General features: G+C 60.3%; 24 protein-coding genes. 11 read left to right on the forward strand and 13 right to left on the reverse strand.

Annotated elements, in window-relative coordinates; all coding sequences use genetic code 11:
- Nucleotides 1-6: 6 nt before the first annotated feature.
- Nucleotides 7-906: a ribokinase gene (locus B9Y97_RS07645; protein ID WP_085526182.1), complete on the reverse strand. Its 900-nt coding sequence runs from the start codon at nt 904-906 to the stop codon at nt 7-9.
- Nucleotides 903-3,161: an NADP-dependent malic enzyme gene (locus B9Y97_RS07650; protein WP_085526183.1), complete on the reverse strand. Its 2,259-nt coding sequence runs from the start codon at nt 3,159-3,161 to the stop codon at nt 903-905. The genes B9Y97_RS07645 and B9Y97_RS07650 overlap by 4 nt, the downstream gene beginning before the upstream one ends.
- Before the next feature lie 186 nt (nt 3,162-3,347).
- Between B9Y97_RS07650 and galE the strand changes: the two genes are divergently transcribed.
- Both galE and mutS read left to right on the forward strand, forming a co-directional pair.
- Nucleotides 3,348-4,358 (forward strand): UDP-glucose 4-epimerase GalE, encoded by a 1,011-nt coding sequence (gene galE, locus B9Y97_RS07655; RefSeq protein WP_085526184.1) that lies wholly within the window; start codon nt 3,348-3,350, stop codon nt 4,356-4,358.
- 88 nt (nt 4,359-4,446) lie between these two features.
- Nucleotides 4,447-7,071, forward strand: a complete 2,625-nt coding sequence (mutS, locus tag B9Y97_RS07660; RefSeq protein WP_085528164.1) for a DNA mismatch repair protein MutS — start codon at nt 4,447-4,449, stop codon at nt 7,069-7,071.
- On the opposite strand, the gene B9Y97_RS07665 is transcribed toward mutS, so the two are convergent.
- Nucleotides 7,068-7,658: a nucleotide exchange factor GrpE gene (locus tag B9Y97_RS07665; RefSeq protein ID WP_085526185.1), complete on the reverse strand. Its 591-nt coding sequence runs from the start codon at nt 7,656-7,658 to the stop codon at nt 7,068-7,070. The two genes, mutS and B9Y97_RS07665, sit on opposite strands and share 4 nt — an antisense overlap.
- A 4-nt stretch (nt 7,659-7,662) precedes the next feature.
- Nucleotides 7,663-8,733 carry a heat-inducible transcriptional repressor HrcA gene (gene hrcA / locus B9Y97_RS07670; RefSeq protein WP_085526186.1) on the reverse strand — a complete coding sequence of 357 codons (1,071 nt, stop codon included), beginning with the start codon at nt 8,731-8,733 and terminating at the stop codon, nt 7,663-7,665.
- Nucleotides 8,734-8,815: 82 nt separating this feature from the next.
- On the opposite strand from hrcA, the gene rph reads away from it, so the two are divergent.
- From rph to hemW, 3 genes are read left to right on the forward strand one after another with little or no spacing between them, the layout of a single operon-like run.
- Nucleotides 8,816-9,529 carry a ribonuclease PH gene (rph, locus tag B9Y97_RS07675; RefSeq protein WP_085526187.1) on the forward strand — a complete coding sequence of 238 codons (714 nt, stop codon included), beginning with the start codon at nt 8,816-8,818 and terminating at the stop codon, nt 9,527-9,529.
- On the forward strand, nt 9,529-10,137 hold the full coding sequence (rdgB, locus tag B9Y97_RS07680) for an RdgB/HAM1 family non-canonical purine NTP pyrophosphatase (RefSeq protein WP_139828252.1): 609 nt from the start codon (nt 9,529-9,531) through the stop codon (nt 10,135-10,137). The genes rph and rdgB overlap by 1 nt, the downstream gene beginning before the upstream one ends.
- A complete protein-coding gene (hemW, locus tag B9Y97_RS07685) occupies nt 10,130-11,290 on the forward strand; it encodes a radical SAM family heme chaperone HemW (protein WP_085526189.1) in 1,161 nt (386 codons plus the stop codon). The genes rdgB and hemW overlap by 8 nt, the downstream gene beginning before the upstream one ends.
- On the opposite strand, the gene B9Y97_RS07690 is transcribed toward hemW, so the two are convergent.
- The 7 genes from B9Y97_RS07690 to B9Y97_RS07720 form a co-directional block, all read right to left on the reverse strand.
- Nucleotides 11,291-12,181, reverse strand: coding sequence for a ParB/RepB/Spo0J family partition protein (locus B9Y97_RS07690; RefSeq protein ID WP_085526190.1), 891 nt, complete (start codon nt 12,179-12,181; stop codon nt 11,291-11,293).
- A 10-nt stretch (nt 12,182-12,191) separates the two neighbouring features.
- Entirely contained in the window at nt 12,192-12,986 is a 795-nt protein-coding gene (locus tag B9Y97_RS07695; RefSeq protein WP_085526191.1) for a ParA family protein, read from the reverse strand.
- A complete protein-coding gene (gene rsmG, locus B9Y97_RS07700) occupies nt 12,979-13,602 on the reverse strand; it encodes a 16S rRNA (guanine(527)-N(7))-methyltransferase RsmG (RefSeq protein ID WP_085526192.1) in 624 nt (207 codons plus the stop codon). The genes B9Y97_RS07695 and rsmG overlap by 8 nt, the downstream gene beginning before the upstream one ends.
- Nucleotides 13,599-15,476: a tRNA uridine-5-carboxymethylaminomethyl(34) synthesis enzyme MnmG gene (mnmG, locus tag B9Y97_RS07705; protein ID WP_085526193.1), complete on the reverse strand. Its 1,878-nt coding sequence runs from the start codon at nt 15,474-15,476 to the stop codon at nt 13,599-13,601. The genes rsmG and mnmG overlap by 4 nt, the downstream gene beginning before the upstream one ends.
- Before the next feature lie 15 nt (nt 15,477-15,491).
- Nucleotides 15,492-16,772 carry a tRNA uridine-5-carboxymethylaminomethyl(34) synthesis GTPase MnmE gene (mnmE, locus tag B9Y97_RS07710; RefSeq protein WP_085526194.1) on the reverse strand — a complete coding sequence of 427 codons (1,281 nt, stop codon included), beginning with the start codon at nt 16,770-16,772 and terminating at the stop codon, nt 15,492-15,494.
- 27 nt (nt 16,773-16,799) lie between these two features.
- The gene (rho, locus tag B9Y97_RS07715; protein ID WP_085526195.1) at nt 16,800-18,068 is read right to left on the reverse strand and encodes a transcription termination factor Rho; all 1,269 of its coding nucleotides are present in this window, start codon (nt 18,066-18,068) and stop codon (nt 16,800-16,802) included.
- A gap of 116 nt (nt 18,069-18,184) precedes the next feature.
- Nucleotides 18,185-18,634 (reverse strand): CopD family protein, encoded by a 450-nt coding sequence (locus B9Y97_RS07720; RefSeq protein WP_085526196.1) that lies wholly within the window; start codon nt 18,632-18,634, stop codon nt 18,185-18,187.
- A gap of 402 nt (nt 18,635-19,036) precedes the next feature.
- On the opposite strand from B9Y97_RS07720, the gene B9Y97_RS07725 reads away from it, so the two are divergent.
- The 4 genes from B9Y97_RS07725 to dnaQ are packed head-to-tail and all read left to right on the forward strand — an operon-like array spanning nt 19,037 to nt 21,768.
- Nucleotides 19,037-19,636 (forward strand): Maf family protein, encoded by a 600-nt coding sequence (locus B9Y97_RS07725; protein ID WP_085528165.1) that lies wholly within the window; start codon nt 19,037-19,039, stop codon nt 19,634-19,636.
- On the forward strand, nt 19,633-20,478 hold the full coding sequence (locus B9Y97_RS07730) for a shikimate dehydrogenase family protein (RefSeq protein ID WP_085526197.1): 846 nt from the start codon (nt 19,633-19,635) through the stop codon (nt 20,476-20,478). Before B9Y97_RS07725 ends, B9Y97_RS07730 begins: the two co-directional genes overlap by 4 nt.
- Nucleotides 20,475-21,074 carry a dephospho-CoA kinase gene (gene coaE, locus B9Y97_RS07735; protein ID WP_085526198.1) on the forward strand — a complete coding sequence of 200 codons (600 nt, stop codon included), beginning with the start codon at nt 20,475-20,477 and terminating at the stop codon, nt 21,072-21,074. Before B9Y97_RS07730 ends, coaE begins: the two co-directional genes overlap by 4 nt.
- Nucleotides 21,067-21,768 (forward strand): DNA polymerase III subunit epsilon, encoded by a 702-nt coding sequence (gene dnaQ / locus B9Y97_RS07740; RefSeq protein ID WP_085526199.1) that lies wholly within the window; start codon nt 21,067-21,069, stop codon nt 21,766-21,768. Before coaE ends, dnaQ begins: the two co-directional genes overlap by 8 nt.
- Here the strand turns inward: dnaQ and secB are convergent.
- Together secB and B9Y97_RS07750 are read right to left on the reverse strand one after the other, a co-directional pair.
- Nucleotides 21,761-22,270, reverse strand: coding sequence for a protein-export chaperone SecB (gene secB, locus B9Y97_RS07745; RefSeq protein WP_085526200.1), 510 nt, complete (start codon nt 22,268-22,270; stop codon nt 21,761-21,763). The two genes, dnaQ and secB, sit on opposite strands and share 8 nt — an antisense overlap.
- Nucleotides 22,271-22,341: 71 nt before the next feature.
- Nucleotides 22,342-22,842, reverse strand: a complete 501-nt coding sequence (locus B9Y97_RS07750; protein WP_085526201.1) for an FxsA family protein — start codon at nt 22,840-22,842, stop codon at nt 22,342-22,344.
- A 106-nt stretch (nt 22,843-22,948) separates the two neighbouring features.
- Here B9Y97_RS07750 and B9Y97_RS07755 point away from each other — a divergent pair, with 106 nt between their 5' ends.
- Both B9Y97_RS07755 and B9Y97_RS07760 read left to right on the forward strand, forming a co-directional pair.
- Nucleotides 22,949-23,611, forward strand: coding sequence for a Tim44/TimA family putative adaptor protein (locus tag B9Y97_RS07755; protein WP_085526202.1), 663 nt, complete (start codon nt 22,949-22,951; stop codon nt 23,609-23,611).
- A gap of 43 nt (nt 23,612-23,654) precedes the next feature.
- Nucleotides 23,655-24,653 carry a murein transglycosylase A gene (locus tag B9Y97_RS07760; protein WP_254900875.1) on the forward strand — a complete coding sequence of 333 codons (999 nt, stop codon included), beginning with the start codon at nt 23,655-23,657 and terminating at the stop codon, nt 24,651-24,653.
- Nucleotides 24,654-24,656: the final 3 nt, after the last annotated feature.

Raw genomic sequence — 24,656 nt, forward strand, 5'->3', positions numbered from 1 at the left:
AGCGGCTTACGTGGCCGGCGTTCGCATTTCGATGCCGGCAAGGAATGCATCAACCTCGGCCCGATCGGGAATCGCGTCCGAGGTTCCGGGCCGTGTCACCTGGATGGCCGCCGCTGCCGCACCGAGACGCATGGCCTTTGCTGGACCCAACCCCTGTTCGAGACCGGCCACGACATAGCCGATGAAGCAATCGCCGGCACCGGTCGTATCTATCGGCGTCACCGGAAATGCGGCCACCGCATGATCCACACCTTGCCCGAGGTCTTTCAACACTGCGCCAGACGCGCCTTTGGTCACAAGCAGCCATGACACCGGCATGTCATCGACAGCCCGCCCGACTGCGGCCGAAAGCTGCAACGCTTCAACTTCGTTGAGCACGAGCATGTCGGCAAACGGCAAAACCGCCCGGACCGCAGCGGCATCGAACGGAGCGGCGGAAAAGACGACAAACAGACCCTTTTCCTTGGCGATTTGGGCCGCGCGTTCGGTGAGATTCGTCTCGTTCTGGAGCATGAGGTAGTCGCCGGCATGCGCGTCAGCGAGTGCTGCTTCTATCTGCTGCAACTCAAGCGCACGGTTTGCGCCCGGGTAGACGACGATCATGTTTTCGCCGGCGTCATCGACATGCACGTTTGCGTGCCCGGTTGGCGTATCGCCTTGAGCGACGTGCTTCACATCGACGCCCAACGCCGCCAGTCGTTCACACGTCCAAGCGCCCTCAGGACCGATCCGGCCAATATGGCGCGCCGTTGAACCAGCCTTCGCCACGGCGACAGACTGGTTCGCACCCTTTCCCCCAAGCCCTGCAGAGAATCCTTTCGCGGTAACCGTTTCACCCGGCTTCGGCAAAGCTGGCACACGGTAGAACCGATCCTCGTTGATGGAGCCGAGGTTCCAGACCGTCATCCACCCACCTTGCTGGCGGCGAGAACGGCCATGTTCAGGATGTCGCTCGCCGTCGAGCTGGTCGAGCAGATCTGGATCGGCTTTTCAACACCTGCAAGGATCGGACCGATAACCGTGGCACCCGCCAGTTCCTGCATCATCTTCACCGAGATCGACGCGGAGTGCCGCGCCGGCATCACGAGGATGTTGGCGGGCCCCGTCAGGCGGCAAAAGGGATAATTGGCCATGACGTTCGTGTTCAACGCCACATCGACGGTCATTTCGCCTTCGTATTCGAAATCCACGCCGCGCCGGTCGAGAATCTCCGGTGCGACATGCATCTTCTCGGCGCGCTCCGATATCGGGTAGCCAAAGGTCGAGAAACTCACGAAAGCCACGCGCGGTTCCAGCCCGAGGTTACGCGCAACATCCGCCGCGCGCTCCGCGATATTCGCAAGGTCTTCCTCATCGGGCCACTCGTGAACCAAGGTATCGGCAACCAGAACGATGCGGCCCTTGTGCAGGATCGCGGTGATACCGACCGCGCCATCCTCGGCCTCGGCATCAAACACGTGGTTGATCAGGCTCATCACATGTGCGGCCTTGCGGGTGGCACCGGTCACCAAACCGTCACCATGGCCATGCGCCAGCATGAGCGAGGAAAACACGTGCCGGTCACGGGCCGCGAGTCGGTGAATGTCGTGCTTGTCGAAGCCCTGGCGCTGCAATCGTTCGTAGAGGAACGCCTTGTAAGCCGGGAGGTGTTCGGTATTCGCCGCATTTACGATTTCAAGCTCCTCGAAGGCATCCGCAAGCCCTGCGGTTTCCAGCTTTTGCTTCACGTCCGAAGCGCGGCCAACCACCAGCGCCTTGCCGAATCCGTTGCGCTGGTAGGCCACGGCAGCGCGCAACACGTGCGGATCGTCGCCCTCGGCGAAAATCATCGTCGCCTGTGCCTGGCGGGCACGTGCATTGAGCGAGCGCAGGATCGAAGCGGTCGGGTCCATCCGCGCTTTCAGAGTGGCGGTATAGCGCTCCATATCAATGATTGGTCGGCGCGCCACGCCGCTGTCAGACCCGGCCTTCGCCACCGCCGGCGGGATGGTGTAGATCAGCCGCGGATCGAAAGGGGTTGGGATGATGTAATCGCGCCCGAACGTGAGTTTCTTGCCGTATGCCATCGCAACTTCGTCGGGCACATCCTCGCGCGCGAGCTTGGCCAGCGCCTCGGCACAGGCGATCTTCATCTCGTCGTTGATCGCCCGGGCGTGGATATCGAGCGCGCCACGAAACAGGTAGGGAAACCCGAGCACGTTGTTGACCTGGTTGGGGTAGTCCGAGCGCCCGGTGGCCACGATCGCGTCGGGCCGGACTTCGTGGGCTTCCTCCGGCGTGATCTCGGGATCGGGGTTGGCCATGGCAAAGATCACCGGGTTCGGTGCCATCGACTTCACCATGTCCAGCGTCACCGCGCCCTTCACCGAGACGCCAAGGAAAACGTCGGCCCCCTCCATGGCTTCTTCCAGCGTGCGCAGGTCGGTGTTCACCGCGTGCGCCGATTTCCACTGGTTCATGCCATCGGTGCGGCCCTGGTAGATCACGCCCTTGGTATCGCAGACGATGCAGTTTTCGTGCCGCCCGCCCATCCGCTTGATCAGCTCGATGCAGGCGATCCCCGCCGCGCCCGCGCCGTTGAGCACGATCTTGACGTCCTCGATCTTCTTGCCGGAAAGCTCCAGCGCGTTGAGAAGCCCTGCCGCCGTGATCACCGCCGTGCCGTGCTGATCGTCGTGAAAGACGGGGATATCCATCATTTCCTTGAGCCGCTGCTCGATCATGAAGCACTCGGGCGCCTTGATGTCTTCGAGGTTGATACCGCCGAAGGTGGGCTCCATCAGCTTCACGGCCCTTACGATGTCGTCGACGTCCTCGCTATCAAGTTCGATGTCGATGGCGTTCACGTCGGCGAAACGCTTGAACAAAACCGCCTTGCCTTCCATCACCGGCTTCGACGCCAGCGCGCCAAGGTTGCCGAGGCCCAGAACGGCGGTCCCGTTGGAGATCACCGCCACGAGATTGCCCTTGTTGGTGTAATCGTAGGCCGTCTCGGGTTTATCGTGGATTTCCTCGCAAGGCACGGCAACGCCCGGCGAATAAGCGAGGCTCAGATCGCGCTGCGTGGTCATCGGCACCGAAGCGGTAATCTCGAATTTGCCGGGCGTCGGCTCGAGGTGATAGGCAAGCGCCTCTTCGCGCGTGATCTTGGATCGGGACATGACAAGCCTTTCAGCTGGGTATTCGTCCGTGATAGCCGCCGCGCTCGGGCCCCTCAACCGAATTGCGCAAGAATGTCGCACCGAGTCCCTGGCTCCTGCCGCGATATCGCGCATCCACGACACCGTTTTTCGGGTGATTCCTCCGTCTCGGACCGATAGGTTGTGGCGAAAACTGGAGGCGTTTCCTTGGCTGACACAATCCTTCTCACCGGCGGTGCCGGCTATATCGGGTCGCATACCTACGTCGAGCTCGTGGCGGCCGGATATGACGTTGTGATCCTCGACAACTTCTCCAACTCGCGCCCCGAGGTGATCGACCGTCTTGAAGTGATCTCCGGGGCGCCGGTGACCGTCTACACCGGCGACGTGCTTGATCCGGCGGTCCTGGAGCGGGTGTTCGTGGAACGGAACATCGCGGCCGTCATCCATTTTGCTGCGCTCAAGGCCGTGGGCGAAAGCGCCGAGAAGCCGATCGAATACATCCAGACCAACGTGTCGGGCCTCGTCAACCTGCTGGCCGCGATGAAGAAGCACGGCGTTCACCGCCTCGTGTTTTCCTCCTCCGCCACGGTCTACGGCGAGCCTGAAACATTGCCGATCCCGGAAGATGCACCGCGCAGCTACACCAACACCTACGGTTTCACCAAGCTGGTCTGTGAACAGACACTGGAGCAGGTTGCGGCATCGGACCCGCGCTGGGCATTCGGCACGCTGCGCTATTTCAACCCCGCCGGGGCCCATGACACCGGGCTGATCGGGGAAGACCCGAACGATATCCCGAACAACCTGATGCCCTATATTGCCAAGGTGGCAACGGGCGAACTTGAGCGCCTTTCGGTATTCGGCAATGACTACGAAACACCCGATGGCACCGGGGTGCGCGACTATATCCACGTTGTCGATCTCGCGCGTGGTCATGTCCAATCGGTGCGCGCCCTGATCGAGTCCGGCGAGAGCCACACCGTCAATCTTGGCACCGGCAAGGGGTATTCCGTGCTGGAAATGCTGAAATCCTACGAAAGCGCTTGTGGCCACGAACTTGCCTACAGCATTGCGCCTCGCAGAGCGGGCGACGTAGCCGCCTCGTTTGCAGATCCGTCGAAAGCACACGCAATCCTGGGATTCCAGGCTGAGCGCGATCTCGACGACATGTGCAGAACGAGCTGGAACTGGGTTTCGCGCCTCAAGAACACCTGAGGGGCTTTCGCCCGGAGACTCGCTTCAATACTCTGTGCCGGATCGCAACCAGGGGGCCCGCGTGACTGCCGAACATGCCGTAACGCCGATGATGGCGCAGTTTCTGGAGATCAAGGCGCAGTATCGCGATGCGCTCCTGTTCTACCGGATGGGCGACTTCTACGAGATGTTCTTCGATGACGCCAAGGCCGCGGCCGAGGCGCTCGATATCGCGCTGACCAAGCGCGGCAAACATCTTGGCGAAGATATTCCGATGTGCGGCGTGCCGGTGCATTCGGCGGAAGGGTATTTGCTGACCCTGATCCGAAAGGGGTTCCGCGTCGCCGTCTGCGAGCAAATGGAAGATCCGGCGGAGGCGAAGAAGCGAGGCTCCAAATCGGTGGTGAAGCGAGATGTCGTGCGGCTTGTCACCCCCGGCACCCTGACCGAGGAAAGCCTGCTCGATGCACGGCGACACAATTTTCTTGCCGCCTACAACGAGGTTCGCGGCGATGCGGCCCTGGCCTGGGTCGATATCTCGACCGGCGCATTTCGTGTGATGCCGATAACGCCTGAGAAACTCGGGCCGGAACTCGCGCGTCTGGAGCCCCGCGAAATCGTCGTCTGTGACGGAAATGAGGCAATTCTTGACGGATTAGTCTCTGATATGAGGGTGTCCCTTTCTCCGCTCGGCCGTGCGGCATTCGACTCGAACGGGGGAGAGAAACGGCTCGTTGAGCTCTTTGCCGTGAACACGCTCGATGCTTTCGGCAGTTTCAACCGTGCCGAACTGGGCGCAATGGGCGCGATCGTCGAGTATCTGGAGATCACGCAAAAGGGCAAACTCCCCCTGTTGCGCACCCCGGTCAAGGAGAGCGCCTCGCGCGTGATGCAGATCGACGCGGCAACGCGGCGCAACCTCGAGCTTACCCATGCGCTTTCCGGAGGGCGCGACGGAAGCCTGCTGTCTTCGATCGACCGAACCGTGACCGCGGCGGGAGGGCGGCTGTTGGAGCGGCGGATATCGAGCCCCTCGCGCGACATCGCCGTGATCCGGTCCCGATTGGAGAACGTGGAATTCTTCCTTGATCAGTATCTATTGCGGGAAGATTTGCGCACTTCACTCCGCAAGGCACCTGATCTCGACCGTGCGCTCTCCCGGCTCTCGCTCGACCGCGGCGGACCGCGCGATCTCGGTGCCATCCGGGGCGGGCTTGAGGCGGCAGGCGAGATCGCAGCTAGGATGGACGGCGAGGGTCTGCCCCCCGGGCTCGATCAGGCCAGAACCGGGCTGATCGGGCATGAGTCGCTACGCGATCTTCTCGATCAGGCTCTCGTGGCCGATCCGCCCCTTCTGCTGCGTGACGGCGGTTCTATCGCACCGGGATTTGATGCCGCGCTCGACGAGGCCCGAAAGCTGCGCGACGAAGGACGGGGCGTGATTGCGGCCATGCAGGCCGACTATGCCGGGCTTGCGGGCGTGCAAAGCCTGAAAATCAAGCACAACAACGTGCTTGGGTACTTCATCGAAACAACCGCGGTTCACGCCCAAAAGATGATGTCGCCGCCGCTGAATGAAACGTTCATTCATCGGCAGACCACCGCCAACGCGGTGAGGTTCACCACCGTCGATCTCAGCGACATGGAAACCCGGATTCTCAATGCCGGCAACCGCGCATTCGAGATCGAGAAACGCCTGTTCACCTCGTTGGTCGCCTCAGTTCTGAAAGAAGCGGTCGCGCTTGGCGATTGCGCCCGCGCGCTCGCAGAGATCGACTTGAGCGCCGGGCTCGCAGAGATTGCCGCCGGTGAAAACTGGTCCCGTCCCATGATGGAGGAGGGCCGCGCGTTTGAAGTGAAGGGCGGGCGGCATCCGGTCGTTGAACGGGCCTTGCGGTCGCAGGGCGGTGATCCCTTCATCGCCAATGATTGTGCCCTTGCCGATGGCTCCGACGGTGCGGATATCTGGTTGCTGACCGGCCCGAACATGGCCGGTAAATCCACCTTTCTTCGCCAGAACGCCCTGATCGCGCTCCTCGCTCAAGCCGGAAGTTTCGTGCCTGCCCAATCGGCGCGGATCGGCATTGTTTCACAGCTTTTCTCGCGTGTTGGCGCCTCGGACGATCTGGCGCGCGGCCGCTCGACCTTCATGGTGGAAATGGTCGAAACCGCCGCGATCCTGAACCAGGCCGATGATCGCGCCTTGGTCATTCTCGACGAGATCGGCCGCGGCACCGCAACATGGGATGGGCTTTCCATCGCCTGGGCCACGCTTGAACACCTGCACGAGGTCAACCGATGCCGCGCGCTGTTCGCCACGCATTATCATGAGCTTACCCGACTCGCGCAGGATCTCGATGGGGTCGACAACGCCACCATTGCGGTGAAGGAATGGGAGGGCGATGTCATCTTCCTGCACGAGGTGCACAAGGGCGCGGCCGATCGGTCATACGGTGTTCAGGTCGCAAAACTCGCCGGCCTCCCCGCATCCGTCGTCGAGCGCGCGCGCGTGGTACTCGAAGCGCTTGAAAAGGGGGAGCGTGAAGGCGGGTCCGGACGGAAGGCGCTGATCGACGATCTGCCGCTGTTTTCGGCGGTTGCCGCACAATCGCCCAGCCCGAAACCCGTCACGTCACCGCTCAAAGCGAAGCTCGCCGGGATTCACCCCGACGAGCTGACGCCCAAACAGGCGCTTGAGTTGATCTACGAGCTGAAATCCCTCGTCGGTGATTAGCCGGGGTTGGACGAAACCCCAACCTGCGCCGGGCGAAGCAACCGCTCGTGAAGCAGAAAGCCTTCCCCCATCACCTGGATGATCTGACCGGCCTTCGTGCCCGGAACCGGGGCTTCAAACATGGCCTCGTGCAACTGAGGATCGAACTTGTCGCCCACGGCAGGGGTGATCTTGCTGATTCCGTGTTTCTCAAAGATGTTGAGCAACTCACGCATGGTCAGCTCCAAACCTTCGATGAGGCCCGCTGCCTGCCCCCGCAAATCATCGTTCACAACGTCGAGCGCACGTTTCATGTTGTCATAGACCGGCAGCATGTCGCGCGCGAGTTTGGAGCCGCCGTAATTTTCCGCCTCCCGCCGATCACGCTCGGAGCGTTTACGCGAGTTTTCCGCATCGGCGAGGGCCCGCATGAACTTGTCGCGAAACGCGTCGCGTTCGGCGATCAGCGCCTCGATTTCGATGTCGATCCCGCTGCTTTCGGATTCGGGTTCCGCCTCATCCTCAACGGAAACATCCTCACCAGCCATGATTTCCTCGATCGCTGCTTCGATGTCGGAGAGTTCGTCTTTTTTCTTTGCGTCAGCCATGGTCCTACCTGTTACCCCGGTCGGAAATCAGCTTCCCGACCAGTTGCGCGGTGTAATCGACAATCGGAACGATGCGGCCGTAATTGAGCCGCGTCGGTCCGATGACACCCACCGCGCCGATGATCTTTCGGTCAGCGTTCATATATGGAGAAACCACAAGAGAACTACCCGAAAGTGAAAAAAGCTTGTTCTCGGAGCCGATAAAAATGCGCACACCATCGCCCTCTTCGGTCAGTTCGAGGAAGCCGGCGATATCGCGCTTGCGTTCGAGGTCGTCGAACAAGGATTTCACCCGCTCGACGTCGGCTTGTGCCGTTGAGGGGCCGATCAGATTCGAGCGCCCACGCACGATCAAACGTTCCTGATCGCCATCTTCATCGGACCAAAGCGCAAGCCCGCTTTCGACAAGGTCCTGCGCGAGCGAATTGAGCTCCTGGCGGCGCTCCGCAATCTCCTTCTCCATGGAGTCGCGCAGCTCCGCAATGGTTTTACCGCCGGCAACCGAGTTCAGAAAATTGGCGGCCTCCCGCATGGAGGCCGGCGTTTGTCCGGGTGGCGGCGAGAACAGCCGGTTTTCGACGTGACCATCGGAAAAAACGATGACCGCGAGCGCCCTATCGAGTCCGAGCGAAACGAACTCGATGTGCGAGATCGGCGATTCCTGTTGCTTGGGGGTGAGAACAAGGCTCGCCCCGGAGGTAAGGCCCGAAAGCGCCGCGCCGACGCGGTCCATCAACAAGGCCACGTCTGCGCTGTTGGATTGCACGGTCTCGTCGATCTTCGCACGATCATCGCGGGAAAGATCGCTGACCTCAAGAAAGCCGTCAACGAACATGCGAAGCCCGGATTGCGTGGGAACACGCCCCGCCGAAACATGGGGGCTATCCAAAAGCCCCATGAATTCCAGGTCTTGCATTACGTTGCGCACGGTCGCCGCCGAAACCTTCTCGGTGAGCGCACGGGTCAGGGATCGCGAGCCAACGGGTTCGCCGGTTTCGAGATAGGCTTCGACAAGCCGCCGAAACACCTCGCGCGAACGCTCGTTCAACTCTTCAAGTCTTGGGCTCTGCGCCATCTGCCTCTGCTCCGCCCGGATCGGCCTTGCGTTTTTTCGGGCGCCGTGAGACTCCACCCTGAACCGTAAGGAGGGAGACCCAATGCGCCCGTCTGGTCGAAAGATAGATGAAATGCGCCCGATTTCAATTGAGACCGGCGTTACCAAGCACGCGGAAGGCTCTTGCCTGATAAAGGCGGGCGACACCCACGTGCTTTGTACCGCGACGATCGAAGAACGGGTTCCCCCTTTCATGCGGAATTCCGGCCAGGGATGGGTCACCGCCGAATACGGCATGCTTCCCCGCTCGACCAATACACGTATGCGACGCGAGGCCGCCGTTGGCAAACAAGGTGGCCGAACCGTCGAGATTCAGCGCCTGATCGGGCGGGCGTTGCGCGCCGGCGTCGATCGCCAGGCGCTGGGCGAACGCCAGATCACCGTGGATTGCGACGTTATCCAGGCCGACGGCGGCACCCGCTGCGCCTCGATCACAGGTGGTTGGGTCGCGCTCCGGCTGGCGGTGAACAAGCTCATCAAGGCAGGCGATCTCACCTCGGATCCGCTTGCCGACCCAGTGGCCGCGGTGTCTTGCGGTATCTATGCCGGGCAAACCGTGCTCGATCTCGATTATCCGGAAGACAGCGAGGCCGGTGTCGACGGCAATTTCGTGATGACCGGATCGGGCCGGTTGATCGAAGTCCAGATGTCGGCGGAAGGGGCCACCTTCACCCATGAGCAAATGTCGCGGCTGATGGAACTCGCCGACAAGGGCATCACGGAACTTGCCGGGATTCAGAAGGCGGCCGTGGCCTGATGCGAAAGTTCACCGGCAAGAAGCTCGTGATCGCGTCGCACAATGCCGGCAAGATCCGGGAGATCGGGGCGTTGCTCGATCCCTTCGGTGTCGAGGTTGTCTCCGCGGGTGCGCTTGGGCTCCCAGAGCCCGCTGAAACCGAGAGCACCTTTGCCGGGAATGCCCGTATCAAGGCACATTTCGCTGCCCGTGAATCCGGGTTGCCCGCGTTGTCGGACGACAGTGGAATCAGTGTCGAAGCCCTCGATGGCGCTCCGGGCGTTTATACCGCGGATTGGGCGGAAACGCCGAACGGGCGCGATTTTCCCATGGCCATGGCCAAGGTATGGTCGTTGCTGGAAGAAAAACAGGCACCCGAACCGCGTCGCGCCAGGTTCAACGCCACCCTTTGCCTCGCATGGCCCGATGGCCATGACGAATTGTTCGAGGGCAAGGTTCATGGCCGGATCGTCTGGCCCATGCGCGGCACCAACGGTTTCGGCTTCGATCCGGTGTTTCTTCCCGACGGAAAGACCCAAACCTTCGGGGAAATGGACCCGGCGGAGAAACACGCGATGAGCCACCGCGCGATCGCCTTCCGGAAGCTCGTCGAGGGCTGCTTTGGTTGAGGATTGGCGGCTTGGAGGTTTCGGCCTCTATATCCATTGGCCATATTGCGAGGCCAAGTGCCCTTACTGCGACTTCAACAGCCATGTCTCGCAGGTGATTGATCAGGACGCCTGGCGGGATGCCTATCTCTCAGCGCTCGATGCCTACGCGGCTGAAACGCCCGATCGAGTGCTCAACAGTGTCTATTTCGGCGGAGGAACGCCATCCCTGATGAACCCTGCGGTCGTATCCTCGGTTCTGGATGCGCTTCCGAAGCATTGGCGGCTTGCAAACGATCTCGAGGTCACGCTCGAGGCCAACCCCTCATCCGTTGAAGCCTCCCGGTTCAGCCGGTATCGGGATGCGGGGGTCAATCGGGTTTCTCTCGGCATCCAGGCCCTGAACGACATCGACCTGCGTCGCCTTGGCCGCCTTCACAACACCGATACCGCCCTCAAAGCCTTGGAAATCGCCAGGAACACTTTTGATCGGGTAAATTTCGATCTGATCTATGGGCGTCAGGATCAAGGCCTTCAGGATTGGATCGAGGAGCTGGAGCGCGCCCTCTCCTTTTCACCCGATCATCTTTCGCTTTACCAACTGACGATCGAACAAGGCACGGCCTTCGGAAATCTGCTCAACCGTGGAAAGCTCACCGGGCTGCCGGGCGAAGACCTGGCGGCTGATCTCTATGACCTCACGGCCGAGACAACCGCAGCGGCCGGGCTCCCGGCCTATGAGGTGTCTAATCACGCAAAACCCGGGCAGGAATCCCGGCATAACCTCGTCTACTGGCAAGCGGGTGACTACGTCGGTATCGGGCCCGGCGCACATGGCCGGCTCACCCTTGGAGGTCATCGCTTCGCAACAACAACGGCACTGGCACCGGGTGACTGGCTGGCTGCGGTTGCCAAAGGTGGGTCCGGTGAACTCGCGCGCGAGACGCTGTCTTCAGAAGATCACCTGGTCGAATACATCATGATGAGCCTGCGCACCCTGAAAGGCCTGGATTTGCGTCGCGCGGAAACCATTGGTGAAAGACCTATAGATTCAAGGAAAATCAATATGTTACGGGAAATCGGCATGCTCGATTGTGTTGATGATCGGGTGGTTGTCAGCCAGCGAGGTCGCAGTGTTCTGAATGCGGTTATCACTGCGCTGTTGCCGGACTGACTAACTGCCAAGCCGTTTGCAAAGATCGTCAAGCTGATCGAGGCTGGCATATCGGATCGTCAGCATCCCTGATTCCTGCCCTGCTGAGTGATCTATGGTCACCTTCATGCCCGTTGCCGCCGATAGATCCTGCTCGAGCGCGATCGTATCTGCGTCTTTCTCCTTGGATGCGAGCTTTTTGGCTGCGTCATCCGGGCTTTTCTTCGTTTTGCTCAACCGCTCTGCCTCTCGAACGGAGAGCCCGTTCGCGACAATCTTCTTGGCCAGCGCAACCGGATCTTCGGCCGTGATCAGAGCCCTCGCATGGCCTGCGGTAAGCTTTCCTTCCTTGAGGTAGATTTGAACTTCTTCCGGCAAACTCAGAAGTCGCAACATGTTGGCGATATGGGATCGGCTCTTGCCTAGAGCAGCGGCAAGCTTTTCCTGGGTATGGCCAAACCTTTCCATCAACTCCCGATAGCCGCCGGCTTCCTCGATAGCATTCAGATCAGCCCTCTGGATGTTCTCGATAATCGCGATTTCAAGCGATTCCGTATCCGAATAGTCCCGGATCAGGGCGGGCACGCTGTGAAGTTGCGCCATCTGTGCCGCGCGCCAGCGCCGTTCCCCTGCCACGATCTCGAAAAGCCCATCGCGTCGCGGATTTGCGCGCAGGATCAGGGGCTGAATAATGCCTTTCTCTCGTATCGACGCGGCTAGATCCTCCAGCTCGTCCAACGAAAAACTTCTCCGCGGCTGCTCCGGATTGGGCTCGATCTGATCAATCGGAACCATCTGGTCGGCCCGCCTCGGCGTAGCCTTCCCGCCCTCCACTTGAGGTTCATCGGAACCGACATCCGCCATGAGCGCGGAAAGTCCGCGGCCAAGTCCGCGCGTTGGTTTTTTTGTCATGATGATCTCCTCAGTTTCGCGCGATAAGCTCACGAGCCAAGTGTCGATAGGCAGTCGTCCCTTTCGACAACGGGTCATAGGTCAATACGGGCATCGCGAAGGACGGCGCTTCACTCACCCGGACATTTCTCGGGATGACGGTTGAAAAGACCAAATCCCCCAGGTTTTCACGCGCATCTGCTTCAACCTGTTTGGAAAGGTTGTTGCGTGCATCATACATCGTCAAGGCCACGCCCTCGATCCGCAGTTCCTTGTTTGCGGTTTGTCGCACTTCCCGAATTGTCAGCATCAGTTGCGACAGGCCTTCCAGCGCGAAAAATTCACTTTGGAGCGGGACCAGAACCGAGTGCGCCGCGACCATCGCGTTGATCGTAAGCAAGTTCAACGATGGCGGGCAATCAATCAGCACGTAGTCATACCCGAGATCCGCAACCAGGGGCGCACGAAGGGAATCGTGGAGCAGAAAGATCCGTTTTTCATTTGAAACCAGTTCAATATCGGCCGAGGAAAGATCGGTGGTTGCGGGCGCGATGAACAGGTTCTCAAGATCGGTTTTTCGAACGACATCCTGTAGGGGGACCTCTTCCAGCAGAAGATCGTAAGTTGAAAGACCTCGCTGCTCGCGATGAACCCCGAGGCCGGTCGACGCGTTTCCTTGCGGATCGAGATCCACCAAAAGCACGACCTTGCCCTCTTCCGCCAGAGCGGCGCCGAGATTGATCGCGGTCGTCGTCTTTCCAACCCCTCCTTTCTGATTGGTTATCGCAATAATCTTGGGGCCTTTGGGCCGGGAAGGGTCAGACACGCCGGATATCTCCGATTTTTAGGATGACTGCATCAGGATCAGTTTGGCTCGGATATGTATCCAACTCGAAGGACCAGCTTTCAAGGGCGTCGTTCACTTCTTTTCGGTAGCCGGCCCCTTTCAGGAACACCGCGTGGCCGCCCGAAACAAGATGGCGGGATGCATGGCCAAGCAGGGCTGGTAAAGGGGCCAATGCCCGGGCTGAAAGAATGTCGGCGCCAAGTGGGTCAAGATCTTCGATGCGTTGCGCCACGATCTGTGCAGAAATCCCGGTCTCCCGGGTGACCGTTCTAAGAAAGGCCGCCTTTCGTTGATCGCTTTCAACGCAGACCACCTGCATATCCGGGCGCGTTTCGCGGGCGAGGATCGCAACGATCAAACCCGGAAAGCCTCCGCCCGTTCCCAAGTCGGCCCACAGCTTCACGTTATCTTCCGTCAGGTCGAGAATCTGCGCAGAATCAAGGAAGTGGCGCGTCCAGAGCATTGGGATCGTCGACGCGGATACGAGGTTGATCCTCGGGTTCCATCTTTCAAGCAATGCGGCGTAGACATGCAGGCGCTCGCGTGTTTCACGTGAAACATCTGCAAAAAGTTCCGGACCACCCGCCTCGGTCATGCAGATTTTGCCCGTTCCATTTGCTTCAGCTTGGCAAGAATCAGGGTCAATGCCGCGGGCGTCATCCCCTCGATGCGACCGGCATGTGCAATGGTTTCGGGCTGCACGCGCGTGAGCTTGCCGCTCAATTCCCGCGTAAGGCCATTCAGGCTTTCATAGTCGAAGTCGGGCGGAATCCGTTGCGCTTCATCGCGCTGAAGCGCCTCTACTTCCTTTTTCTGCCTGGCGATGTAGTTCGCATAGAGCGCGTCCTTTTCAACCTGCCTCCGTATCTCGGGCGGAGTCGGCGGAAAATCCGTATCCTCCAGACCAAGCATGTCGAAAGTCATTCCCGGAAGAGAAAGCACCTCGAACCCGGTGCGGCGTGATCCGTCATCGCTGACATTCACGCCCAAGTCGCGCACATCGCGTGACGAGTACGAGAGCGCCGCCAGGGCGCCCTTCGCCGTCTCGAGGAGGTCCATCTTCTTCAGGAATGACTGGCGACGGTCGTCCGAGATCGCACCCAACGATATCGCCAGCGGAGTCAACCTCTGGTCGGCGTTGTCGGCGCGCAGGGAAAGCCGGTATTCCGCGCGCGACGTGAACATCCTGTAGGGCTCCGTGACTCCGCGGGTGACAAGATCGTCGACCATCACGCCGATATAGGACATCATCCTGCTGAAGATCACCGGCTCACGCCCCAGTGCCTTTTGCGCCGCATTAAGCCCCGCAACCATTCCCTGCGCCGCAGCTTCCTCGTAGCCGGTTGTTCCATTGATCTGGCCAGCAAAAAACAGCTGTGGAACGGCCTTGACCTCGAGGGTCTGGCTCAGCGCCCTTGGGTCCACGTAATCATATTCGATGGCATAGCCCGGTTGCAGAATCCGTGCGCCTTCCAGCCCCCTGATCGAACGCACGTAGTCTTCCTGAACCTGTTCCGGAAGCGACGTTGAGATCCCGTTTGGATAGACCGTATCGTCATCCAGCCCCTCGGGTTCGAGAAAGACCTGATGCGAGGATTTCTCGGAAAACCTCACCACCTTGTCTTCGATCGAAGGGCAATAGCGCGGCCCGACGCCGTCGATATGGCCGCCATACATCGCGGAGCGCCCAAGGTTCTTCTGGATGATCTCATGCGTCTTTTCGTTGGTATGGGTGATCCCGCACGAGATTTGCCGTGCCACCGGACGCTGGTTCAAAAACGAGAACATTTCCGGCTCATCGTCACCGGGCTGGGAGTCAACCACATCCCAGTTGATTGTTTTCCCGTCCAGTCGCGGCGGCGTTCCGGTCTTCAACCGCCCAAGCGGCAACCCGATGTCGTCTATCTGCTCGGCCAGGCGTACAGAGGGTCGGTCGCCCATCCGTCCACCGGCAGATTGCCGGTCGCCGATATGAATGATCCCACGAAGAAACGTTCCGGTGGTCAGGATTACGGCCTTTGCCCCCAATTCCACACCATCCGCAAACCGAATCCCAGTCACCGCCGTCCCGGAAAAAAGAAGCTCCTGGACCTCGCCCTCAAGCAATTCCAATCCAGCCGCCCGGTGAATTTCGTTCGCCATCGCGGCTCGATACAATTTTCGATCTGCCTGGGCGCGCGGCCCCTGCACGGCCGGGCCCTTGCTTCGATTCAAGAGGCGGTATTGGATCCCCGCCTGATCGGCAACCCGCGCCATCGCGCCATCAAGCGCGTCGATCTCGCGCACCAGATGGCCTTTTCCCAGCCCACCGATTGCGGGGTTGCATGACATGACGCCCAAATCGGTAGCGCGCAGCGTGATCAACGCGGTGCGTGCGCCAACGCGCGCCGCTGCCAGCGCCGCCTCGGCACCGGCGTGACCACCGCCAACCACAATCACATCGAAGTCTGGATGTTTCACGTGAAACACTCCTTGCTACCGCGTCTACTTGCCGAGACAGAAGCTGGCAAAAATCTCGTCGAGGATGTTTTCCACATCGATGCGACCGACAATCGAGTCAAGAGCCCTGACGGAAAACCGCAATTCCTCGGCCGCGAGCTCGGATCTCTCGCCTCCCAGCGATACCTCGATTCGCGCCCGCTCCAAAGCGCCAACCGCGCGGGAGATTGCCGCCGCATGCCGTGTCCGGATTGCGGTTCCTGCCAAGGCGGAGCGCTTCTCAAGCACCGACTGGATCCGGCCCACGAGAACACCGATGCCCTCCCCCGTCTTTCCGGAAACCGCAAATCCCGCGGCGCCAAGATCAGCCTTGCCGTGCACCAGAATGTCCTCCGGCTCCGGCGCAAGCCCAACGCCGGAATACCCGTCCGCCAGGAGAAATACGCGAAGGTCTGCGGCCTCTGCCCGCTGAACCGCACGCTGGATCCCGATACCTTCGATTTCATCCTCGGCCTTGCGCAACCCGGCAGTATCGAGAACCGTAACCGGAAGACCACCAAGATTCATACGAACCTCGATGACGTCCCGCGTCGTTCCGGCCTTTTCCGAGGTGATCGCGGCGTCTCTCCCCGCCAATGCGTTCAGCAACGTCGACTTTCCAGCATTTGGAGGCCCGACGATGGCCACTTCAAAGCCCTCTCGAATGCGTTCCGCGATCCCCACTCCGGCTCTCTCTTGTTCCAGCGATTCGAGAACCCGGTCAATCAATGACAGAACTTCAGGTGCCACATCGACCGGCACATCCTCATCCACGAAATCTATGGTGGCTTCCAGCAAAGCCGCCGCGCGGATCAGATCACTGCGCCAGGCATCGGCCTTTTCCCCGAGCGCCCCGGAGAGAACCCGGTATGCCTGAGCCCTTTGCGCCTCGGTCTCGGCATCGATGAGATCGGCCAGGCCTTCCACCTGGGCCAAGTCCAGTTGGCCGTTCTCCAACGCCCGCCGGGTAAATTCCCCCGGCTCGGCCAAACGCAGCCCCTCCATCGCGGACAAAGCATCGAGCACGGCATCAACAACCGCAAGCGACCCATGCAGATGGAGCTCGATGACAGCTTCGCCGGTGAAGCTGTGCTTCTCCGCGAATCGAAGCACGAAAGCCTGATCTATGGGTTGGCCCAGCGCGTTTCTGAGCACGCGAAGGCCACGGCTTTCCGGCAAGTCTCCGCAAAGTGCAGAAGCCGCATCGAAGGCGGCCGCACCCGAAATCCGGATGATCGCAACGCCCGCTTTTCCGCGAGCGGTTGCCAATGCAAAAATTGTATCCATCACTCCAAACCGTTGGAGTCGGGCAAATCAGGCGTTCATCGAGTCGAAGAACTCTGCGTTGCTCTTGGTTTGTTTCAGCTTTGAAAGCAGGAATTCGATGGCGTCCGTCGTCCCCATCGGGTTCAGGATCCGGCGCAGCACGTAGGTCTTTTGCAGATCCTTCGGCAGGACCAGCAGCTCCTCTTTCCGGGTGCCCGATTTCAGGATGTCGATCGCCGGGAAGATCCGTTTGTCCGACACTTTGCGATCCAGAACGAGCTCGCTGTTGCCGGTGCCCTTGAATTCCTCGAAGATGACCTCGTCCATCCGGCTTCCGGTATCAATCAGCGCCGTGGCAATGATCGTCAGTGATCCGCCTTCCTCGATGTTGCGCGCTGCGCCGAAAAACCGCTTGGGCCGCTGCAATGCGTTTGCATCGACACCGCCCGTCAAAACCTTGCCGGATGACGGTACGACGGTGTTGTAGGCACGCCCGAGGCGGGTGATGGAATCCAGCAAGATCACCACATCTCGCTTGTGCTCGACCAGCCGCTTGGCCTTTTCGATCACCATCTCCGCAACCGCCACGTGCCGGGTTGCCGGTTCATCGAAAGTCGACGAAACCACTTCGCCTTTCACCGACCGTTTCATGTCGGTGACCTCTTCCGGCCGCTCGTCGATCAGCAGAACGATCAGGTAGCAATCGGGGTGATTCGTTGCGATCGACTGGGCGATATTCTGAAGAAGAACGGTCTTGCCCGTCCGGGGCGGCGCAACGATGAGCGACCGCTGGCCTTTACCGATTGGCGCGACCAGGTCGATGATCCTCGCCGACCGGTCCTTGAGCGTCGGGTCCTCGATTTCCATCTTGAACCGTTCATCCGGGTGCAGCGGCGTCAGGTTATCGAATGCAACCTTGTGACGCGCTACTTCCGGATCGGTGAAGTTGATCTTCTCGACGTGCGTGATCGCGAAATAGTTCTCGTTCTCCCCCGGCGACGAAATCACGCCTTCGACGGTATCGCCCGTGCGCAGGGAATGCTTCCGGATCATCTCGGGCGACATGTAGATGTCATCCGGACCCGGCAGGTAGTTCGCTTCCGGCGACCGCAGGAACCCGAACCCGTCTTGCAAGACCTCCAGCACGCCTTCTCCGCCGATCTCCCAGCCGTCTTCCGCGCGTTCCTTGAGGATCGAGAACATCATCTCGCCCTTGCGCATCGTCGAGGCATTCTCGATCTCAAGATCCTCCGCCATCGCAAGAAGGTCTTTCGGGCTCTGCGCCTTGAGATCAGAAAGATTCAAACGTTCGGTCATTGGAACACCCATGGACGGCGCATCGAGCGCGGTCGGAATTGAATTGGGAAACATACGGGCCGGACGGACCGTCTGGCGCGGTACATAGTGCGGTCACGGGATGGTGTCAATCTGGCTCAGAACTTCACGATCACCGCAAAAACGATCACCAGCATCAGGATCGTCGGGAACTCGTTCATCATCCGGTACCGCTTGCCGGGCAGCGCATTCGTTCCCGCGACGAATTCCTTGCGCCGCGCCGCAAGCCACATGTGAAACCAGGTCATCAACACGACCGATGCACCCTTCGCATAGGGCCATACCGCCGTCCAATCGACGATCCCGGGCGTGAAGACCAGCATCAGGCCAAACAGCCAGGCCGCGATCATCGACGGATTCATGATCGCCTTGAGCAACCTGCGTTCCATGGTCTGAAACATCACATCCGTGGTCGACCCGGGTTCGACCTGCTCGACGTGATAGACGAAAAGCCGTGGAAGATAGAACAGGCCGGCCATCCATGTGATCACCGCGATGACGTGAAGCGATTTCGACCAGACGTAGAAGCCCGACAGCCAGTCCAACATGTTCTCAGCCTTTCCGGGCGATGATCTCTCCTCCCTTCTTAAATAAAGAATATAAGAAGAAAAGAGTTGTTGTTTTCTTAGGCCCTGTGGAGCGTGTGGATTACAGGGTTATCCCCAATTTCATACAAATTGAAACCGGGCCCCCGTGCCAGCTCAAGAATTTGCGCGAAGAAAAATAACATTGATGTTTCAATAGGATAAAGGAAATTGTCCCTGATTTGAGAGGAGGCAACCTTTGGGTTGCACCGATTCCTCCCGGGCTGCGAGCAAGTCTATCCCCAGTGCATGAAACTCCGCCGAAGCCGGTATGAATGACCGGGCTTTCCACAAGGTCGGTTGGCGGGCTAAGTGTTGGCTGTCGCCGCACGGGAACAAACCGCGCATATCCACAAGGTTGCCTACATGCCGAAACCCTTCATCCTGGCTTCCGCCTCCGAGATCCGGGGGCAATTGCTTCGCAACGCGGGGCTCGATATCGAAATCAAACCGGCGCGCATTGATGAAGGTGCCATCAGGGCCAGCCTTGAGGCGGAATCTGCCAGCCCCCGAGACGTCGCCGATACCCTTGCGGAATACAAGGCGATGCGGATTTCGAGCGGCAATCCGGGCGCGCTGGTTCTGGGCTGCGATCAGGTTGCAGACTTCAAAGGCGCGATCCTGTCGAAACCGGAAACGCCAGAAAGCGCGGGAAAACAGCTTCGCATGCTTTCGGGGCAAACCCACAAGCTGCTCTCGGCTGCCGTGCTCTATGCCGACGGGGAGCCGAAATGGCGGCATGTTGGCGTGGTCCAGCTCACCATGCGCCCGCTATCGGACACCTATGTTTCATCCTACCTCGAGCGAAACTGGGAAAGTGTCCGCCACGCCGTCGGGGCCTACAAGCTGGAGGAGGAAGGCGTGCGCTTGTTCTCGCGCATCGACGGCGACTATTTCCACGTTTTGGGGTTACCGCTCACTGAGCTCTTGTCATTCCTGATCGAGACTGGCGAACTGGAGATATGACGAACAGCCCCATTCCCCTCGCCGGGATCCTGCAGAGCCCGGATCAGCCCAGCCCGATCACGGCGCTCTATGATCATTGGCTGACTGTAAAGGCGATCCCGGGGCGCTATGTTCCCCTCACCGTCAAGCCGGAGTCGCTTGGCGAGGTCATTCAGGTGTTGCCGAAGGCCGGGTTTGTCGGGCTGAACGTTTCGCCGCCCTTCCAGAAAATGGTGCTCGACCACGCCGACATCATCACCGACCGGGCCGCGCTGATGTCGGGCGCAAACACGATCATCTTTCGCCGTGACGGCAAGATTCACGCCGATAACACGGATGGTTACGGCTTCATCGAGAATATCCGCCAGAGCGCACCCGGATGGAACCCGAAGTCGGGACCAGCCGCAATCATCGGTGCGGGCCGGGCTGCGCGCGAAGTGGTGGCGGCCCTGCTGGAGGTCGGCGTCGAGCAAATCCGGATCGCCAACCGGACCCGCCCAAGGGCGGAAGCCCTGCGTTCGGAGTTCGGAGGGCGATTGTCGGTAACCGATTGGATGAAGGCCGGAAACATCCTTGAGGGCGCCACCACCATCGTCAATGCCACCCCGCTTGGATCTCTGGGAAAGCCGGAGCTTCGAGTTCCCCTCGATGCTTTGCAAGCCGGTGCTGTCGTCAGTGACCTCGTGGTGGCACCCGCCGAAACCCGGCTTCTGCGCGCAGCGATCGACGCAGGATGCTACCCGGTCGATGGGGTAGGCATGATTCTCTACCAGGCAGCACCGGCGTTCGAGCGCTGGTACGGATCGCGCCCGGAAGTCGATGCGCAAGCGCGCGAAGTCACTTCGGCGGCATTTGCACGATGAAACGGCCTTTCGTGATCGGCCTCACCGGCTCAATCGGTATGGGCAAGACGACAACGGCGCGGCTGTTCGCTGATGCCGGCGTCCCGGTCTGGGATGCGGATGCCGCGGTCCACCGTCTCTATGCAAAAGGCGGCCCGGCTATAGATCCGCTCGGCGCACTTTGTCCCGAAGCCGTGCTCCGGGGTGAAGTGGACAGGAGCGCCCTGAAGGATTGGATCGCGCAAGATCCCACGGCGCTGCGCCGGATCGAAGCCATCGTTCATCCCCTCGTTGCCGAGGACAGGGCCCGGTTTATCTCGGCAGCGGATGCCGATATCGTGGTGATCGACGTGCCGCTTCTGTTCGAGGTCGGTGCCGAGGATGAGGTTGATGCCATTGTCGTAGTGAGCGCCCCTCCCGAAACGCAGAAAGCCCGTGTTCTCGAGCGCGGCACCATGGATCAACACACCTTTGAAACCATTCTTGCCAAACAGATGCCTGACGAAGAAAAACGCAAACGCGCCGATTACGTGATCGAGACCACTTCACTGGCGGCCGCGCGCGAAAAGGTGCGCGCCGTTCTCAAGAACATCCGGGAAAACATGACCAATGCGTGAGATCGTCCTCGATACCGAAACCACCGGATTCGACCCGAAGACAGGCGATCGGATGGTCGAGATCGGCGCCGTCGAGTTGGTCAACCACATGCCGACGGGCCGCACCTTTCATCAATACATCAACCCCGAGCGAGACGTGCCGCAAGCGGCCTTCGAGGTTCATGGGCTGTCCGCCGAGTTCCTGCGCGATTACCCGGTGTTTCGTGATATTGCGGCGGCTTTCCTGGAATTTATCGGCGATGCGCCGCTGGTGATTCACAATGCGAAGTTCGACGTGCCGTTCCTGAATGCCGAACTGGGCTGGTGCAATCACCCGATCATCCCGATGGAGCGCGCGATCGACACGCTTGATATTGCCCGCAAGAAGTATCCCGGCTCCCCGGCGTCGCTCGACGCTCTTTGCCGTCGTTTCAACATCGACAATTCACACCGAACGCTTCACGGCGCATTGCTCGACAGCGAGATTCTGGCGGAGGTCTATCTCGAACTGATTGGTGGCCGCCAGCCCGGGCTGGTGCTCGCGCACGATCCTTCGCAAAGCAACGAACGCATTCCGGGGGCCGAAGCCTGGCGGCCCTATCCCCGACCGTCGCCGATCGGCCCGAGGATCACCGACGAGGAAGCCGCCGCCCATGCGGCCTTCGTGGAGGCGTTGGGCGACGGCGCGATCTGGAAAAAGTTTCCGCTCAGTTAGTCGGGGTCTCGGCCTTTTCGGCGGCGGCTCGCCGGGCGATCTCCTGCCGGTAGAGCGCGAGGAAATCCACGCTGTCGAGATTGACCGGAGGAAACCCGCCGTCGCGGGTCACGTCAGAGACGATCCGGCGAACGAAGGGGAACAGGAGGCGCGGGCATTCGATCAACAGAAAGGGGTGAAGCTGTGCTTCCGGCACGTTCTCGATATGGAAGATCCCGGCATAATCCAGTTCGAGCAGGAACAGCGGATCGCCAGACCCCTGATTTGTCGAGTTGACCTTGAACTTGGTGATCACTTCATACTGGTTCTCGGCCGTACGCTTCTTTGCATCGAGCGAAACCTCAACCGAGAGCTCGGGCTTGACCTCACCTTGCGCGCCCTTCTGCGCGAGGATGTTCTCGAAAGACATATCCCGGATAAACTGCGCGAGAGACTGCATTTTCACCGGGCTTTGCTGCGCCTGGCTTTCGGGATTGACGGTAGCGTTGGCTTCATCGGCCATGATTATCTCCTGAAATCACGAATTTCGGGCTTCCTTAGCAGGAAGCAGCGAAACCGACAATGCGGAGCGGCTCAATGCTTGGTCCAGCCAGACGGGCCTTGCCTTGGCTCATGAGTTGGCCGTTTGGGCCCGGTGACATCCTCGAAGTCTCCGTCGATCACATCGCCGGGATCATCCGGCTGGAAGGGATCACGCCGAGTCTCGGCTCCCATGGTGAAGCTCTGCACCCGAACCCGCGCGCGCAGCTTGCGAAAAACCCAGCGGCGCACAGGCGGCAGGAGAAGCGCGAAGCCCAGAAAATCAGTGAAAAAACCGGGTGTCAGTAACAGGGCGCCGGAAAACAGAATCATCGCCCCGTGGGCAAGCGGTTCGGTCGGATCACCGAGCGATTCAAAAGACCTGCGCAGATCGTTCAGGGCCGTGGCACCCTGCTGCCTCACGAGCCAGGACCCCAGAACCGCTGTTGCGATCACGATTGCAAGGGTCCATCCCAGCCCGATCGCGCCACCGATTTCAATGAAAAGGGCGATTTCGATCAGCGGAACCACGATGAACAGGACCAAAAGCAACATGACAACCTCTTGAAGGTGAAACGGTGGAGTGGACTTGCCCCCACGGCTTGCCTACATATGTGCCACCTGCGCAGAAATTCCACCCGCGCATTGAAACGAGGTGTTCATGTCATCCCCCGTGATCCAGCTTCTGGTGCTCGCCGCCATCGCGCTCTTTCTCATTCTCCGGCTGCGTGACGTGCTTGGCACCCGCGAAGGTTTCGAGAAGCCGAGTGTAACGCGCAAGGCCGATCCCCGCGAGGAAAAGCGCGGTCAGTTCCAGGTTATCGAGGGCGGCCCGGATGCCGATATCATCGATCACGTCCCCGAAGGTAGCGAGGCCGCGAAGGCTCTCGCAGCGATGAAGGCGGCAGATCCGAGCTTCAATGTCGGCGAGTTTCTCAGCGGCGCGCGCGGTGCCTACGAGATGATCCTGATGGCGTTTGAAGCCGGCGATCTTTCCACGATCCGGCCGTTTCTTGCCGATGACGTCTACGAGTCCTTTGCGGCTGTCGTTGAAGAGCGCGCGAGGAAGGGTTTGACGGTCGAGGCCGATTTTGTAGGTTTGCGCGAGTTGAAGCTCCTCGACGCCGAGTTTGATCCGACCACCAATGAGGGCGAGGTCACGGTGCGTTTCATTGGCGAGCTGACCTCGGTCGTGCGCGATAAATCGGGCGAGATCGTCGAGGGCAACCCGAAGGAAGTGAAGCGTCAGAAAGATGCATGGACCTTTGCGCGCGTCATGGGAACCGACAACCCGAACTGGCTGCTCGTCGCAACCGGCGGCTAACATGCTCCGCCGGCTTGGTCTGACGGTTGGTTTCGCGTTCTGTTTGAGCGGAACAGCGATCGCCGGACTGGACGAAGCCGAGGTCAGCATTCTCGATTTCTCCGACCTGGTGGGCTGGGAAGACGAAAACCACGTCGAAGCCCTCGCGGTTTTCAAGGAAACCTGCGCGCTCCTGAACGATCCGCAATGGCAACCGATTTGCAGCATCGCCGCCGCACATGAAGGCCCGGCGCGGAGTTTTTTCGAGCTGTTCTTCCGCCCCGTGCTCGTTGACGACGGCAAGGCAGGTCTGTTCACGGCTTATTACGAGCCTGAGATCCGTGGCTCCCGAACAAGGAGCGCCCGCTACAGGTATCCGGTTTATCGCAAGCCGCCCGAGGTGCCGCCGGGTGCCCAGTGGTATTCCCGTGAGGTCATCGAGCGCGACCGTGTTCTCGATGGGCGCGGTCTGGAAATCGCATGGGCCGAGGACCCGGTGGAGCTTCAGTTCCTTCAGATCCAAGGCTCGGGACGGATCCGGCTGCCCGACGGCTCCGCCATTCGGCTTGGCTACGCCGGACACAACGGCCACCCCTTCCGGTCGCTCGGCGACGAGTTGGTGCGCCGCGGGGTCTATGACCCGCACCAGGTTTCCGCCCCGGTGATCCGCGCCTGGGTGCGTCGCAACCCGGTAGAGGGCGAAAAGCTGCTGCACCACAATTCTTCTTACGTGTTCTTCCGGGAGGTGGGCCACGTCCCCGCAGACCGCGGACCGCTTGGCGCGATGAACCGTTCGATCACCGCACATCGCACCTTGGCTGTCGATCCGGAATACACCCCCCTCGGTGCCCCGGTGTGGATGGAAAAGCAGGGTGACGCGCCGTTCAACCGCCTGATGATCGCACAGGATACGGGATCGCGGATCAAGGGCGCGCAGCGTGCGGATATTTTCTTCGGAACCGGCGACGACGCGGGCGAGGAGGCGGGCCGGGTTCGTGATCCGGGCAGAATGGTCGTCTTGCTTCCGATCCAACACGCCTATGCGCTGAAGCCGGAGGGTTGACCC

Source organism: Maritimibacter sp. HL-12, assembly GCF_900177545.1.
Taxonomy (GTDB): domain Bacteria; phylum Pseudomonadota; class Alphaproteobacteria; order Rhodobacterales; family Rhodobacteraceae; genus Sinisalibacter.

Excerpts from the sequence above, each read along its gene's own strand:
- rsmG (WP_085526192.1), bottom strand. The coding sequence starts at position 13,602 with ATGACCGAGGCGGGTGGTCCGGAACTTTTTGCAGATGTTTCACGTGAA.
- rdgB (WP_139828252.1), top strand. The coding sequence starts at position 9,529 with ATGCGAAAGTTCACCGGCAAGAAGCTCGTGATCGCGTCGCACAATGCC.
- B9Y97_RS07750 (WP_085526201.1), bottom strand. The coding sequence starts at position 22,842 with ATGTTGCTTTTGGTCCTGTTCATCGTGGTTCCGCTGATCGAAATCGCC.
- B9Y97_RS07690 (WP_085526190.1), bottom strand. The coding sequence starts at position 12,181 with ATGACAAAAAAACCAACGCGCGGACTTGGCCGCGGACTTTCCGCGCTC.
- B9Y97_RS07665 (WP_085526185.1), bottom strand. The coding sequence starts at position 7,658 with ATGGCTGACGCAAAGAAAAAAGACGAACTCTCCGACATCGAAGCAGCG.
- rho (WP_085526195.1), bottom strand. The coding sequence starts at position 18,068 with ATGACCGAACGTTTGAATCTTTCTGATCTCAAGGCGCAGAGCCCGAAA.
- mnmE (WP_085526194.1), bottom strand. The coding sequence starts at position 16,772 with ATGGATACAATTTTTGCATTGGCAACCGCTCGCGGAAAAGCGGGCGTT.
- B9Y97_RS07755 (WP_085526202.1), top strand. The coding sequence starts at position 22,949 with ATGTCATCCCCCGTGATCCAGCTTCTGGTGCTCGCCGCCATCGCGCTC.
- B9Y97_RS07650 (WP_085526183.1), bottom strand. The coding sequence starts at position 3,161 with ATGTCCCGATCCAAGATCACGCGCGAAGAGGCGCTTGCCTATCACCTC.
- B9Y97_RS07645 (WP_085526182.1), bottom strand. The coding sequence starts at position 906 with ATGACGGTCTGGAACCTCGGCTCCATCAACGAGGATCGGTTCTACCGT.
- hrcA (WP_085526186.1), bottom strand. The coding sequence starts at position 8,733 with ATGGCGCAGAGCCCAAGACTTGAAGAGTTGAACGAGCGTTCGCGCGAG.
- secB (WP_085526200.1), bottom strand. The coding sequence starts at position 22,270 with ATGGCCGATGAAGCCAACGCTACCGTCAATCCCGAAAGCCAGGCGCAG.
- rph (WP_085526187.1), top strand. The coding sequence starts at position 8,816 with ATGCGCCCGTCTGGTCGAAAGATAGATGAAATGCGCCCGATTTCAATT.
- B9Y97_RS07725 (WP_085528165.1), top strand. The coding sequence starts at position 19,037 with ATGCCGAAACCCTTCATCCTGGCTTCCGCCTCCGAGATCCGGGGGCAA.
- coaE (WP_085526198.1), top strand. The coding sequence starts at position 20,475 with ATGAAACGGCCTTTCGTGATCGGCCTCACCGGCTCAATCGGTATGGGC.
- dnaQ (WP_085526199.1), top strand. The coding sequence starts at position 21,067 with ATGCGTGAGATCGTCCTCGATACCGAAACCACCGGATTCGACCCGAAG.
- B9Y97_RS07720 (WP_085526196.1), bottom strand. The coding sequence starts at position 18,634 with ATGTTGGACTGGCTGTCGGGCTTCTACGTCTGGTCGAAATCGCTTCAC.
- B9Y97_RS07730 (WP_085526197.1), top strand. The coding sequence starts at position 19,633 with ATGACGAACAGCCCCATTCCCCTCGCCGGGATCCTGCAGAGCCCGGAT.
- mutS (WP_085528164.1), top strand. The coding sequence starts at position 4,447 with ATGATGGCGCAGTTTCTGGAGATCAAGGCGCAGTATCGCGATGCGCTC.